The 13,845-nt window shown below is 52.1% G+C and carries 17 protein-coding genes; 4 read left to right on the forward strand and 13 right to left on the reverse strand.

Annotated elements, in window-relative coordinates; all coding sequences use genetic code 11:
* From ACJHWK_RS15485 to fkpA, 9 genes are all read right to left on the reverse strand, one after another.
* The coding region (locus ACJHWK_RS15485) for an elongation factor Tu (protein WP_094284229.1) at positions 1–705 on the reverse strand (705 nt) is incomplete at its 3' end.
* Between the two features lie 70 nt (positions 706–775).
* On the reverse strand, positions 776–2,890 hold the full coding sequence (gene fusA, locus ACJHWK_RS15490) for an elongation factor G (protein WP_000124703.1): 2,115 nt from the start codon (positions 2,888–2,890) through the stop codon (positions 776–778).
* Between the two features lie 96 nt (positions 2,891–2,986).
* The gene (gene rpsG, locus ACJHWK_RS15495; RefSeq protein WP_001138043.1) at positions 2,987–3,457 is read right to left on the reverse strand and encodes a 30S ribosomal protein S7; all 471 of its coding nucleotides are present in this window, start codon (positions 3,455–3,457) and stop codon (positions 2,987–2,989) included.
* Positions 3,458–3,553: 96 nt separating this feature from the next.
* The gene (gene rpsL / locus ACJHWK_RS15500; protein ID WP_000246815.1) at positions 3,554–3,928 is read right to left on the reverse strand and encodes a 30S ribosomal protein S12; all 375 of its coding nucleotides are present in this window, start codon (positions 3,926–3,928) and stop codon (positions 3,554–3,556) included.
* Between the two features lie 125 nt (positions 3,929–4,053).
* Positions 4,054–4,341, reverse strand: a complete 288-nt coding sequence (gene tusB, locus ACJHWK_RS15505; RefSeq protein ID WP_000903377.1) for a sulfurtransferase complex subunit TusB — start codon at positions 4,339–4,341, stop codon at positions 4,054–4,056.
* 7 nt (positions 4,342–4,348) lie between these two features.
* Positions 4,349–4,708 carry a sulfurtransferase complex subunit TusC gene (tusC, locus tag ACJHWK_RS15510; RefSeq protein WP_000820714.1) on the reverse strand — a complete coding sequence of 120 codons (360 nt, stop codon included), beginning with the start codon at positions 4,706–4,708 and terminating at the stop codon, positions 4,349–4,351.
* The gene (gene tusD / locus ACJHWK_RS15515; RefSeq protein WP_001209690.1) at positions 4,708–5,094 is read right to left on the reverse strand and encodes a sulfurtransferase complex subunit TusD; all 387 of its coding nucleotides are present in this window, start codon (positions 5,092–5,094) and stop codon (positions 4,708–4,710) included. Before tusD ends, tusC begins: the two co-directional genes overlap by 1 nt.
* Positions 5,094–5,816, reverse strand: coding sequence for a transcriptional regulator (locus ACJHWK_RS15520; protein ID WP_000091466.1), 723 nt, complete (start codon positions 5,814–5,816; stop codon positions 5,094–5,096). The genes tusD and ACJHWK_RS15520 overlap by 1 nt, the downstream gene beginning before the upstream one ends.
* A gap of 165 nt (positions 5,817–5,981) precedes the next feature.
* A complete protein-coding gene (gene fkpA / locus ACJHWK_RS15525; protein ID WP_000838261.1) occupies positions 5,982–6,794 on the reverse strand; it encodes an FKBP-type peptidyl-prolyl cis-trans isomerase in 813 nt (270 codons plus the stop codon).
* A gap of 220 nt (positions 6,795–7,014) precedes the next feature.
* Between fkpA and ACJHWK_RS15530 the strand changes: the two genes are divergently transcribed.
* Positions 7,015–7,233, forward strand: a complete 219-nt coding sequence (locus tag ACJHWK_RS15530) for a protein SlyX (RefSeq protein ID WP_001153615.1) — start codon at positions 7,015–7,017, stop codon at positions 7,231–7,233.
* A 49-nt stretch (positions 7,234–7,282) separates the two neighbouring features.
* On the opposite strand, the gene slyD is transcribed toward ACJHWK_RS15530, so the two are convergent.
* The 4 genes from slyD to kefG form a co-directional block, all read right to left on the reverse strand.
* A complete protein-coding gene (gene slyD, locus ACJHWK_RS15535; RefSeq protein WP_000861334.1) occupies positions 7,283–7,873 on the reverse strand; it encodes a peptidylprolyl isomerase in 591 nt (196 codons plus the stop codon).
* Between the two features lie 94 nt (positions 7,874–7,967).
* Positions 7,968–8,168 (reverse strand): YheV family putative zinc ribbon protein, encoded by a 201-nt coding sequence (locus ACJHWK_RS15540; protein WP_001007730.1) that lies wholly within the window; start codon positions 8,166–8,168, stop codon positions 7,968–7,970.
* A gap of 9 nt (positions 8,169–8,177) precedes the next feature.
* On the reverse strand, positions 8,178–9,983 hold the full coding sequence (gene kefB / locus ACJHWK_RS15545) for a glutathione-regulated potassium-efflux system protein KefB (RefSeq protein ID WP_000399109.1): 1,806 nt from the start codon (positions 9,981–9,983) through the stop codon (positions 8,178–8,180).
* Complete coding sequence (gene kefG / locus ACJHWK_RS15550; protein WP_001297514.1) at positions 9,983–10,534, reverse strand: glutathione-regulated potassium-efflux system ancillary protein KefG; 552 nt, start codon at positions 10,532–10,534, stop codon at positions 9,983–9,985. Before kefG ends, kefB begins: the two co-directional genes overlap by 1 nt.
* Positions 10,535–10,664: 130 nt before the next feature.
* On the opposite strand from kefG, the gene ACJHWK_RS15555 reads away from it, so the two are divergent.
* Genes ACJHWK_RS15555 through ACJHWK_RS15565 form a run of 3 tightly spaced genes read left to right on the forward strand, consistent with a single transcriptional unit; the run spans position 10,665 to position 13,812 of the window.
* Positions 10,665–12,578, forward strand: coding sequence for an ABC transporter ATP-binding protein (locus ACJHWK_RS15555; RefSeq protein WP_020232893.1), 1,914 nt, complete (start codon positions 10,665–10,667; stop codon positions 12,576–12,578).
* A complete protein-coding gene (locus ACJHWK_RS15560) occupies positions 12,578–13,600 on the forward strand; it encodes a hydrolase (RefSeq protein ID WP_001521449.1) in 1,023 nt (340 codons plus the stop codon). Before ACJHWK_RS15555 ends, ACJHWK_RS15560 begins: the two co-directional genes overlap by 1 nt.
* Entirely contained in the window at positions 13,594–13,812 is a 219-nt protein-coding gene (locus ACJHWK_RS15565; RefSeq protein ID WP_000907085.1) for a YheU family protein, read from the forward strand. The genes ACJHWK_RS15560 and ACJHWK_RS15565 overlap by 7 nt, the downstream gene beginning before the upstream one ends.
* The last annotated feature ends 33 nt before the right edge of the window (positions 13,813–13,845 follow it).

Raw genomic sequence — 13,845 nt, forward strand, 5'->3', positions numbered from 1 at the left:
ACCGCGTTCTACACGACCGGTAACAACGGTACCACGACCGGAGATGGAGAATACGTCTTCGATCGGCAGCAGGAACGGCTTGTCAATCGCACGCTCTGGTTCCGGAATGTAAGAATCCAGGAAGCCAGCCAGTTCCAGGATTTTCGCTTCCCACTCTGCGTCGCCTTCCAGCGCTTTCAGAGCAGAACCACGAACGATCGGAGTGTCGTCGCCCGGGAAATCGTACTGAGACAGAAGTTCACGAACTTCCATTTCAACCAGTTCCAGCAGCTCTTCGTCATCAACCATGTCGCATTTGTTCAGGAACACGATGATGTACGGAACGCCTACCTGACGACCCAGCAGGATGTGCTCACGAGTCTGCGGCATCGGGCCGTCAGTCGCAGCAACTACCAGGATCGCGCCGTCCATCTGAGCAGCACCGGTGATCATGTTTTTAACATAGTCGGCGTGCCCCGGGCAGTCTACGTGTGCGTAGTGACGGGTCGGGGTGTCATATTCAACGTGAGAAGTGTTGATGGTGATACCACGAGCTTTTTCTTCCGGCGCGTTATCGATCTGGTCGAATGCACGAGCAGCACCGCCGTAGGTTTTAGCCAGTACGGTGGTGATTGCAGCGGTCAGAGTAGTTTTACCGTGGTCAACGTGGCCGATAGTACCAACGTTAACGTGCGGTTTTGTACGTTCAAATTTTTCTTTAGACACGGCTATATTCCTTACTATAGTGCTCTCCCCTTCAGGAGAGAGCACGGGACTTTGGTATTAACCCTTAGGCTTATTTACCACGGGCTTCAATTACGGCCTGAGCAACGTTACTCGGCGCTTCATCATACTTCAGGAATTCCATGGTGTATGATGCACGACCTTTGGTCAGAGAACGCAGCTGAGTTGCATATCCGAACATTTCAGACAGCGGTACTTCAGCGTGGATCTTAACGCCAGTAACTTCAGATTCCTGACCTTTGAGCATACCACGACGACGGCTCAAGTCACCGATAACGTCACCGGTGTTCTCTTCCGGAGTTTCTACTTCAACCTTCATGATCGGCTCAAGCAGAACTGGTTTCGCTTTCTTAAAGCCTTCTTTAAAGGCGATAGAAGCAGCCAGTTTAAACGCCAGTTCAGAGGAGTCAACGTCATGGTAAGAACCGAAGTGCAGACGAATACCCATGTCTACTACCGGGTAGCCTGCCAGCGGACCTGCTTTCAGCTGTTCCTGGATACCTTTATCAACGGCCGGGATGTATTCGCCAGGGATTACACCACCTTTAATGTCGTTGATGAACTCGTAGCCTTTCGGGTTTGAACCCGGCTCCAGCGGGTACATGTCGATAACAACATGACCATACTGACCACGACCACCAGACTGTTTCGCGTGTTTACCTTCAACATCGGTAACTTTCTGGCGGATAGTTTCACGGTAAGCAACCTGCGGTTTACCTACGTTCGCTTCAACGTTGAATTCACGCTTCATACGGTCAACGATGATGTCGAGGTGCAGTTCGCCCATACCCGCAATGATGGTCTGGTTAGATTCTTCGTCAGTCCATACACGGAAAGACGGGTCTTCTTTAGCCAGACGGCCCAGAGCCAGACCCATTTTTTCCTGGTCAGCTTTGGTTTTCGGTTCAACTGCGATGGAGATTACCGGCTCAGGGAATTCCATACGTTCCAGAATGATCGGCGCATCCGGGTCACACAGGGTGTCACCAGTGGTTACGTCTTTCAGACCGATAGCAGCAGCGATGTCGCCCGCGCGAACTTCTTTGATCTCTTCACGTTTGTTAGCGTGCATCTGAACGATACGACCGAAACGCTCACGTGCAGCTTTCACGGAGTTCAGTACGGTATCACCAGAGTTAACCACACCGGAGTAAACACGGAAGAAGGTCAGGTTACCAACAAACGGGTCGGTAGCGATTTTGAACGCCAGTGCAGAGAACGGCTCGTCATCACTTGCGTGACGTTCAGCCGGAGTGTCTTTACCGTCGTCCAGGATACCGTTGATCGCAGGTACGTCAACCGGGGATGGCAGGTAATCGATTACCGCATCCAGCATCGCCTGAACACCTTTGTTCTTGAACGCAGAACCACAGGTTACCAGGATGATTTCGTTGTTCAGAACGCGCTGACGCAGAGCACCTTTAATCTCTTCTTCAGTCAGTTCTTCACCACCCAGGTATTTTTCCATCAGCTCTTCAGAAGCTTCAGCTGCGGACTCGATCAGGTTCTGGTGCCATTCGTTAGCCAGTTCAACCATGTCTGCCGGGATATCTTCGTATTCGAAGGTTACGCCCTGGTCAGCGTCGTTCCAGTTGATAGCTTTCATTTTCACCAGGTCAACAACACCGGTGAAATGTTCTTCAGCACCAATCGCCAGCTGCAGCGGAACCGGGTTCGCGCCCAGACGGGTTTTGATCTGGTTAACAACTTTCAGGAAGTTCGCACCCATGCGGTCCATTTTGTTAACGAACGCAATGCGCGGAACTTTATATTTGTTTGCCTGACGCCATACGGTTTCAGACTGCGGCTGAACACCACCAACTGCGCAGTAAACCATTACCGCACCATCGAGAACACGCATGGAACGTTCTACTTCGATTGTGAAGTCAACGTGCCCCGGGGTGTCGATGATGTTGATGCGATGCGGCTCATACTGCTTAGCCATACCAGACCAGAATGCAGTAGTCGCAGCGGAAGTGATGGTAATACCACGTTCCTGCTCCTGCTCCATCCAGTCCATGGTTGCAGCGCCGTCATGAACTTCACCGATTTTATGGTTTACACCGGTGTAGAACAGAATACGTTCGGTAGTAGTGGTTTTACCGGCGTCGATGTGCGCACTGATACCGATGTTACGGTAGCGTGCGATGGGTGTTGTACGAGCCATTTGTTTCCTCGTTTATCTTTTAGGCGTTCAATTTAAGTAGCCCAAAGCGGGCTGCTTACTGGAAGCGCCCGCCTGGTGACTAAAACTCCGAAGGGATTACCAACGGTAGTGTGCGAACGCCTTGTTGGCTTCGGCCATACGGTGAACGTCTTCACGTTTCTTAACTGCAGTACCTTTGTTTTCTGCAGCATCAGAAAGTTCGTTCGCCAGGCGCAGAGCCATGGATTTATCACCGCGTTTACGAGCAGCTTCAACGATCCAACGCATTGCCAGAGCATTACGACGAACCGGACGGACTTCAACTGGTACCTGATAAGTAGAACCACCAACGCGGCGAGACTTAACTTCTACAGTCGGGCGCACGTTTTCGAGAGCTACTTCGAATGCTTCCAGTTCAGATTTACCAGAGCGCTGAGCCAGGGTCTCCAGCGCGCTGTATACGATAGATTCAGCAGTAGATTTTTTACCATCTACCATCAGGATATTTACAAATTTAGCCAGCAGTTCTGATCCGAACTTCGGATCCGGCAGAATTTTACGCTGACCAATGACGCGACGACGTGGCATGGAAATACTCCGTTGTTAATTCAGGATTGTCCAAAACTCTACGAGTTTAGTTTGACATTTAAGTTAAAACGTTTGGCCTTACTTAACGGAGAACCATTAAGCCTTAGGACGCTTCACGCCATACTTGGAACGAGCCTGCTTACGGTCTTTAACGCCGGAGCAGTCAAGCGCACCACGTACGGTGTGGTAACGAACACCCGGGAGGTCTTTAACACGACCGCCACGGATCAGGATCACGGAGTGCTCCTGCAGGTTGTGACCTTCACCACCGATGTAGGAAGTCACTTCGAAACCGTTAGTCAGACGAACACGGCATACTTTACGCAGCGCGGAGTTCGGTTTTTTAGGAGTGGTAGTATATACACGAGTACATACGCCACGTTTTTGCGGGCATGCTTCCAGCGCAGGCACGTTGCTTTTCGCAACTTTGCGAGCACGTGGTTTGCGTACCAGCTGGTTAACTGTTGCCATTAAATAGCTCCTGGTTTTAGCTTTTGCTTCGTAAACACGTAATAAAACGTCCTCACACAATATGAGGACGCCGAATTTTAGGGCGATGCCGAAAAGGTGTCAAGAAATATACAACGATCCCGCCATCACCAGGCCATCTGGCTGGAGTGCTTAACCGTAAGTCTGACGAAATCAGTATAGTCAATGGGAATGATGTCGTTCGAAATTTGACCAGTCAAACCGCGGGCAATAAGGTCTTCGTTCAGGGCATAGACCTTAATGGGGGCATTACGCAGACTTTCAAGGTAGCGGTTACCGTCAACTGCGGCAGTTACACCATCTTGCAATAATAGCAGTTCGTCGCCTTCACTGAGTAGACGCAACAGCGCAGCAAAATCCGTCAGCCAGGGTGAACGATGTAATGTGTGCAGCATAAACGCCTCAAAACCTCAAAATAACATCGTAGTTGGCGAGTTCGCGGCGTAAGGCATCTGCTTCGAGCGGCGTGGCTTCGACAACAAAGGGTGTCTGCGGATCTAACCCGCGTTCGCGCAGTGAAGCCGCACAAACCCAGCACTGTTCAATGTCGTACAGACCCAACAATTTAAAAGTGGCAATGTAATCACGCGCCAGCACTGCATCGGGCTTTTGTCCTGGCAGCAGCTGAAAAACGCCATCAGCAATAAAGAAGACGGCCAGATCGTCAGTTAATGCGGAAGTTGCCAGTAAAGCATCTAAACCTTCCCGACCAGCAGCTGTACCATGAGGTGCAGTAGAAAAAACAAACGCAATTCGTTTCATCAGAACTGTACCACCCTGTCACAGGTCAGCGAGGCTTCCGCCAGCGCGCCAAGTCCGCTTAAGGTAAATCCCGACTGAAGATTTGACGAAGCCAGCCCCAGCCTTCCTGCTTCAGTTTCATCGACGATACCGCGGCGTAACGCTGCCGCTACGCAGATATTCAGCGCCACACCATGTTGCGCATTCAACTGTTGCCAGCCGCGCACAAGGTCAAATTCATCGCTTGCCGGTGAGGTCAATTGGTTAGCGTTATAGACCCCTTCCCGATAAAAAAAGACGCTGCTTAACTCATGGCCTTCTGCAATCAGCGCCTGCGCAAACTGAAAAGCACTACTCGCCTGTTGCGTACCGTATGCTGGCCCGGTCACCACGATGGCAAAACGCATTACTTATCTTGCCCCTGGAAATCACCGCTCTTGAACTGGCGGATGTAGAGATAGACAGTGTGTTTGGAGATGTTCAGGCGGTCAGCAACCTGGTTGATCGCATCTTTAATATCGAAGATCCCTTTCTCGTAGAGATTCAGCACGATCTGACGATTTTTGGCGTTATTAGAAACATTGCGATCGGCATTCACTTCTTCGATGGTGAACTCCAGCGTTTGGGTAACCAGATCTTCAACAGAAGAGGCAAAGTTGACGCTTGAACCGACATCCGGGGTTTCTGGCGGCACAAAAGTGCTCATAATCTGCGAGAAGGGAACATCAAGATTCATATTGATGCACAGCAGACCAATTACACGCTGTTCGCGGTTACGAATCGCGATAGTCAGGGACTTCATTAATACGCCGCTTTTGGCGCGAGTAAAGTAGCATTTAGAAACGCTGCTATCCGCTCCCGTCATATCGTGCAGCATACGTAGCGCCAGGTCAGTAATTGGCGAACCAATCTTCCGGCCTGTATGTTCACCGTTAGCAATGCGAATGGCTGAACATTTTAGATCCTGCAAAGAGTGCAAAACGATTTCACAGTGGGAGCCAATAAGCATCGCTAACCCGTCCACCACCGCTTCGTAGGATTTCAGAATATCAAAATCGGTCTGGTCGAAAGGACGTTGATCCAGTAAATCCAACTCACTGGTTTCGTTGGTTAAAAGCGACCTGGACATGAAAAAAACACTCCTTTTCAGGAGCCTGTCGTTAACTTTTCAGGGCAGGCTCATTAATGATGCGGGTAACTAAATTAATACAGCGGAGGTTCCGCTTTCCAGCACTAATTATATCCGGCCTGTAATAAAAAAACCGCCGCCTGGTCAGGCGGCGGTTCTTAATGCTTATTTTTTAGCAGAATCTGCGGCTTTCGCATCAGCTTCCGGCTTTGCATCAGCCTTCGGCGCTGGTTTCACATCCAGCAGCTCTACGTCAAACACCAGGGTAGAATTCGGTGGGATCCCCGGAACACCCGCTTTGCCGTAAGCCAGTTCTGGTGGAATAACCAGTTTGATCTTACCGCCTTTCTTGATGTTCTTCAGACCTTCTGTCCAACCCGGAATAACACCGTCCAGACGGAAAGAGAGCGGTTCACCACGGGTGTAAGAGTTGTCGAACTCTTTACCGTCGATCAGCGTACCTTTGTAGTTCACGACAACAGTATCGCTGTCTTTCGGTGCTTCGCCTTTACCGGCTTCGACTACCTGATAAACCAGACCAGTTGAAGAGGTTTTCACACCTTTCTCTTTGGCAAATTTCTCGCGGTACTCTTTACCTTTCGCTTCGTTATCTGCCGCGTCTTTTTCCATCTTCGCCTGAGCAGAAGACTTCACGCGAGCTTCGAATGCTTGCAGTGTCTGTTCGATCTCTTGGTCGGAGAGTTTGCTCTTATCAGCAAATGCATCCTGAACACCAGCGATCAGCTGATCTTTATCCAGTTTGATGCCCAGTTTTTCTTGTTCTTTAAGAGAGTTTTCCATGTAACGACCCAGCGAAGCACCCAGTGCATAAGCTGATTTCTGATCGTCATTTTTGAACGCTGCTTTGCTGTCAGCAGTTGTAGCAGGTTTTGCAGCTTCAGCAGCAAAAGTGATCGGTGCATGCAGGGCAACGGCCATTGTGGTCGCCAGCAGCGTTACTTTAAACAGTGATTTCATCCATATCTCCAGGATCGGGGCATCTCACCCCAGGGTTAACTATTATCAGAAGGGTACTATAAAGCGTTGTCGAACAAATCTACATACAGACACGCCCTATTATCATCTATTTTCAGACTCTTTTTGTTTAAATTAGTTTCGATGACCGCGAAATGAGTGCTGTCTCGGGCAGCAAAGTTAAGTAGAATCCGCGGCGACCATTCGACAAAAGAGGTGAATCATGCAGGATTTATCATTGGAAGCACGCCTGGCAGAGCTGGAGAGCCGACTGGCTTTTCAGGAAATCACCATTGAAGAACTGAACGTCACGGTGACCGCTCATGAAATGGAGATGGCGAAACTGCGCGATCATCTGCGTCTGCTGACCGAGAAGCTAAAAGCCAGCCAGCCGTCGAACATCGCGTCGCAGGCTGAAGAAACGCCACCGCCACATTATTGAGGCGTAAAAAAAGCGGGGATTCCCCCGCTTTTTTGTCACTTTTTCGGTATTAGTGGCAACCGCAACCGCCGTTACCTTTACCGCCGCAGCAGCCTTCGCCACCGTGTTCATGACCGTGATCGTGGCCATGACCACCGCAGCAACCGTCGTGGTCGTGATCGTGGTGATGATCGTGCGCACCGTGAACGTGGCCATGAGCCAGTTCTTCTTCAGTCGCTTCGCGAATCGCCACAACTTCAACGTTGAATTTCAGGTTCTGACCGGCCAGCATGTGGTTACCATCAACCACGACGTGATCGTCTTCAACCGCAGTGATTTCAACCGGTACCGGACCCTGGTCAGTTTCAGCCAGGAAACGCATACCTACCTGCAGTTCATCAACGCCCATAAATACGTCTTTAGGAACGCGTTGCACCAGGTTTTCGTCGTACTGACCGTAAGCGTCGTTCGCGCCAACAGCGACATCAAATTTGTCGCCAACTTCGTGACCTTCCAGCGCCGTTTCCAGGCCAGAGATCAGGGAACCGTGACCATGCAGGTAGTCCAGCGGCGCACTCACCGGAGACTCATCAACCAACACACCGTCTTCTGTACGTACCTGATAGGCCAGGCTGACCACCAGGTCTTTTGCTACTTTCATGATATCTCCTGAGCATGGGAAGAATAGTGGCGCAGATTGTAGCGGAATTCTGCAGCCGTGTACTCACTAGCTTAAAAAAACTCGGCGCATATCGCTAGTCCGGATGAAAAATCCCGATCACTTGCTCATCTTTGCGAACGTGATCGCGGGCTTCTTTGTCCGCTTCTCGCATCTGATGTCCGCACTTAACACATTCAACAATATCAATATTATTTTCGCGCCACATCGCCATTGAATCCTGCGCCTGACAGGCCGGGCATTTTGCGCCCGCAATAAAACGTTTTCGGATTGCCATCTTTACCCTCTACTCAAATTCATCCCAGCCGTCCAGCTGGCGTCGTTCTTGTTGCATTTCACGCTGGAAAATCTCTTCCAGTTCGCGTCGGGCTTCCCTGGCGCGAGAAATTTGTACGGTATCGGCATGCATTGGGATGAGCTCTCGCAGCATCCGCATATCCAGGCGGCGAAAATGCAGTTGCGCCCGCTGTGCCTGATGCGGATGCATGCCAAGCGTGACCAGCGTCTTGCGCCCCAGCTCTAACGCACTGGAGAATGTTTCACGGGAAAACTGCGTCACCCCTGCCTGTAATAACTCATGCGCTTCCACACGTCCGCGCGCTCGCGCAAGAATATGCAAATGCGGAAAGTGCTGCTGGCATATTTCCACCAGTTTCATGGTGTCTTCCGGCTCGTTACAGGTAATGACGATAGACTCAGCGGCCTCTGCACCCGCAGAACGTAACAGATCGACCTGCGTGGCGTCGCCGTAATAAACTTTGTAGCCATATTTGCGCATCAGGTTAACGGCGCTGATATCCCGCTCCAGCACAGTAATGCGCATTTTATTTGCCATCAGCAAGCGACCAATCACCTGACCAAAACGCCCAAAGCCCACGACAATGACCTGCGGTTTATCATCGTTGACCCACGGTTTTTCGACTTCTTCTTCCGGTCCGTTAAACTGGCGGGATAGCCATTTATCTACCAGCTTCATCAGCAGCGGCGTGGTCATCATGGAAAGCGTCACCGTCACCAGTAACAGCGCCATCTGGTCGCCATGGAATAAGCGTTGTGAAGAAGCAGTAGAAAAGAGCACAAAGGCAAACTCACCGCCCTGACTCAACACGCCAGCAAACTGCATCCGCTCTGAGCTACGCACGCCATACAATCGCGCCAGCAGATACAGCACGAGAATTTTCACCGCCACCAGCACAACCACAGCTATCACTACCCACAACAGATGGGTATAAAGCACCCCGAGGTTGAGTGACATGCCGACAGAGATAAAGAACAAACCGAGCAGCAAGCCTTTGAAGGGATCGATAGCCGTTTCCAGTTCATGACGATATTCACTTTCCGCCAGCAGCACGCCCGCAATAAACGTACCGAGCGCCATCGACAGCCCCAGCGCATCCATAAACAATGCGGAACCCAACACCAGCAGCAGCGTCGCGGCGGTGAACACTTCCCGCACACCAGAAGCTGCAATAAAACGGAATACCGGACGCAGTAAATAGCGCCCGCCAATCAGCATGCCGACAAACGCCAGCACCTTCATGCCGATCTTCATCCAGTCGAAATGTTCGTCTGCCGAACCCGCCAACAACGGCACTAACGCCAGTGCCGGGATCACCGCCAGATCCTGAAACAGCAGTACCGAGAAACCTAACTGCCCGGATTCGCTGCGATTCATCCCTTTCTCACGCATCAATTGCAACGCCATTGCAGTTGAAGACATCGCAAGGCCAATGCCACCGACCACCGCCGCCTGCCAGGCGAAATCCGTCAGCATCAATAATCCCGCCAGCAACGCCGCGCTTAACAGCACCTGTGCCGCACCTACGCCAAAAATCGAACGCCGCAATTGCCAAAGCTTGGAGGGATTCAACTCCAGGCCGATGATAAACATCAGGAACACCACGCCGAGTTCCGAAAAGTGGAGGATCTCATCGACGTCGCTAATAAAACCCAGCCCCCACGGGCCAATTGCAATCCCTGCCAGCAAATATCCCAACACAGCGCCAATACCCAGCCGCGATGCCAGCGGCACCGCAGCCACCGCCGCGAAGAGAAACAACACTCCTGCGAGTAAAAAATCGGAACCTTCCATCAGCGGCCTCCTGGAGACAGCGGATTTGCCAGCCAGTCACCGTAGGCTCTGGCGTGACTCGCCAGCTCCTGTGCGCTTTGCCGTCTCGCCCAGTAAATAATGATGGGACTCAACCAATGCATCCGGCACATGCCCGCCGCTAGTTCAAAGGGGCGCAGAACATCGCTCATCGGGTAGCGATTCAAGGCGTCATAACGGTAAGCACTTTCCGGCTCGCCGGTGGTAATCACGCTACGCCAGTACTTTCCCGCCAGTTGGTTTCCTCCCGGCCCGCTGGCAAAACCACGGCTTAATACCCGGTCCAGCCACTCTTTCAGTAGCGCCGGGCAGCTATAGGTATAAAGAGGATGCTGAAAGACAATCACCTCGTGCTCGCGCAGTAATGCCTGCTCACGGGGGATATCAATAAAAAAATCGGGATAGTGCGCGTAAAGGTCGTGCACGGTAACATTGCTGAGCTGCGTGGCCGGTTTAAGCAGTACCCGGTTTGCCACCGAGTCCTGAGATTCCGGATGGGCATACAGCAGCAAAACTTTCGCTGGCTGAGACATCATCCCCCTCCCGGTATGGTTTTTGTGTATAGTCGCTGTTTTGGGCTACCATTGCGCCCGGTGCGGCAGCTCGCCCATACATTACATTATCATAATGATAAGTTAACATAGTCTGAACATACGGCACCTTATGATTGTTTTCTCCTCGTTACAAATTCGTCGCGGCGTGCGCGTCCTGCTGGATAATGCCACCGCCACCATCAACCCCGGGCAGAAAGTCGGCCTGGTGGGTAAAAACGGCTGTGGTAAATCTACCCTGCTGGCATTGCTGAAAAATGAAATCAGCGCCGACGGCGGCAGCTACACCTTTCCGGGAAGCTGGCAACTGGCGTGGGTGAATCAGGAAACGCCGGCGTTACCGCAAGCGGCGCTGGAATATGTCATTGACGGCGACCGTGAATATCGTCAACTGGAAGCGCAGCTACACGACGCCAACGAACGTAACGACGGGCACGCCATCGCCACCATTCATGGCAAGCTGGATGCTATCGACGCATGGAGTATTCGCTCCCGTGCCGCCAGCCTGCTGCACGGCCTCGGTTTCAGCAATGAACAACTGGAGCGCCCGGTGAGTGATTTCTCCGGTGGCTGGCGTATGCGTCTTAACCTTGCCCAGGCGCTGATTTGCCGTTCAGACTTGCTGCTGCTCGACGAACCGACTAACCACCTCGATCTCGATGCCGTTATCTGGCTGGAAAAATGGCTGAAGAGCTATCAGGGCACGCTGATCCTGATCTCTCACGACCGCGACTTCCTCGATCCGATCGTTGATAAAATTATTCATATCGAACAACAAAGCATGTTCGAGTACACCGGCAACTACAGTTCGTTTGAAGTGCAGCGCGCCACCCGTCTGGCGCAGCAACAAGCGATGTACGAAAGCCAGCAGGAACGCGTGGCGCATCTGCAAAGTTATATCGACCGTTTCCGTGCCAAAGCCACCAAAGCGAAGCAGGCCCAGAGCCGCATTAAGATGCTGGAGCGTATGGAGCTGATTGCCCCCGCGCACGTCGACAACCCGTTCCGTTTTAGCTTCCGCGCGCCGGAAAGCCTGCCAAATCCGTTACTGAAGATGGAAAAGGTCAGCGCAGGCTATGGCGATCGCATTATTCTCGACTCGATTAAACTGAACCTGGTGCCCGGCTCGCGCATTGGTCTGTTAGGCCGCAATGGCGCGGGTAAATCGACATTAATCAAACTGTTAGCCGGTGAACTTGAGCCAGTCAGCGGTGAAATTGGTCTGGCGAAAGGGATCAAGCTCGGCTACTTCGCCCAGCATCAACTGGAATACCTGCGCGCCGACGAATCGCCTATTCAACATCTGGCACGTTTAGCGCCGCAGGAGCTGGAGCAAAAACTGCGTGATTACCTCGGCGGCTTTGGTTTCCAGGGCGATAAAGTGACGGAAGAAACGCGCCGCTTCTCCGGTGGGGAAAAAGCCCGCCTGGTGCTGGCATTAATTGTCTGGCAGCGTCCGAATCTGCTGCTGCTCGACGAACCGACTAACCACCTTGACCTCGACATGCGTCAGGCACTGACTGAAGCATTAATCGAGTTCGAAGGCGCGCTGGTTGTCGTCTCGCACGACCGTCATTTGCTGCGTTCCACCACTGACGATCTCTACCTGGTTCACGATCGTAAAGTCGAACCGTTCGACGGCGATCTGGAAGATTATCAACAGTGGTTGAGCGACGTACAAAAACAGGAAAACCAGACCGACGAAGCGCCAAAAGAGAACGCAAACAGCGCCCAGGCACGTAAAGATCAGAAGCGTCGGGAAGCGGAGCTGCGTGCGCAAACCCAACCGCTGCGTAAAGAGATCGCCCGTCTGGAAAAAGAGATGGAAAAGCTGAACGCACAGCTGGCACAGGCGGAAGAGAAACTCGGTGACAGCGAACTGTACGATCAAAGCCGTAAAGCAGAACTGACCGCCTGCCTGCAACAGCAAGCCAGCGCCAAATCCGGCCTGGAAGAGTGCGAAATGGCGTGGCTGGAAGCCCAGGAGCAGCTTGAGCAGATGCTGCTGGAAGGCCAAAGCAACTGATGGCGCAGATAACGACGACCGATGCCAATGAATTCAGCAGCAGTGCTGAATTCACCCCTATGCGCGGCTTTAGCAATTGTCATCTACAAACCATGCTGCCGCGTCTGTTTCGTCGCAAGGTGAAATTCACCCCGCACTGGCAGCGACTGGAGTTGCCCGACGGCGATTTTGTCGATCTCGCGTGGAGTGAAGACCCTGCACAGGCGCGTCATAAACCGCGTTTAGTGGTATTTCACGGGCTGGAAGGCAGTCTCAATAGCCCTTACGCTCACGGTCTGGTTGAGGCGGCGCAAAAGCGCGGCTGGCTGGGCGTGGTGATGCATTTTCGCGGATGCAGCGGTGAACCAAACCGTATGCACCGCATTTACCATTCGGGCGAAACCGAAGACGCCAGTTGGTTTTTACGCTGGCTGCAACGCGAGTCTGGTCATGCGCCAACGGCTGCCGTCGGCTATTCGCTCGGCGGTAATATGCTGGCCTGTTTGCTGGCAAAAGAAGGCAATGATCTCCCGATTGATGCGGCGGTGATTGTCTCTGCGCCGTTTATGCTGGAAGCCTGTAGCTATCATATGGAAAAGGGCTTTTCCCGCGTCTATCAGCGTTACTTGCTGAACCTGTTAAAAGCCAATGCCGCACGCAAGCTGGCTGCCTACCCCGGAACGCTGCCGATTAATCTCGCGCAGTTAAAATCGGTACGTCGCATCCGTGAATTTGACGATCTCATCACCGCCAGAATTCACGGCTACGCCGACGCTATCGACTATTATCGTCAGTGTAGCGCCATGCCGATGCTGAACCGGATCGCCAAACCGACGCTGATTATTCACGCCAAAGACGATCCGTTTATGGATCATCAGGTGATCCCGAAACCGGAAAGTCTCCCCCCGCAGGTGGAGTATCAACTGACTGAACATGGCGGTCATGTTGGCTTTATTGGCGGTACATTACTTCATCCGCAAATGTGGCTGGAGTCACGCATTCCTGACTGGTTAACAACGTATCTGGAGGCGAAATCATGTTGATTCCGTGGCAAGACCTCTCCCCCGAAACGCTGGAAAATTTAATTGAAAGCTTTGTGTTACGTGAAGGCACCGATTATGGTGAACATGAGCGTACACTTGAACAGAAAGTCGCCGACGTCAAACGCCAGCTACAGTGCGGAGAAGCGGTGCTGGTATGGTCGGAGCTGCACGAAACGGTCAATATTATGCCGCGCAGTCAGTTTCGCGAATAACCTGCAACCGTCGGCGGACGAGATAATAATGAT

The organism is Escherichia sp. WS547 (assembly GCF_046486065.1).
Classification (GTDB): domain Bacteria; phylum Pseudomonadota; class Gammaproteobacteria; order Enterobacterales; family Enterobacteriaceae; genus Escherichia; species Escherichia coli.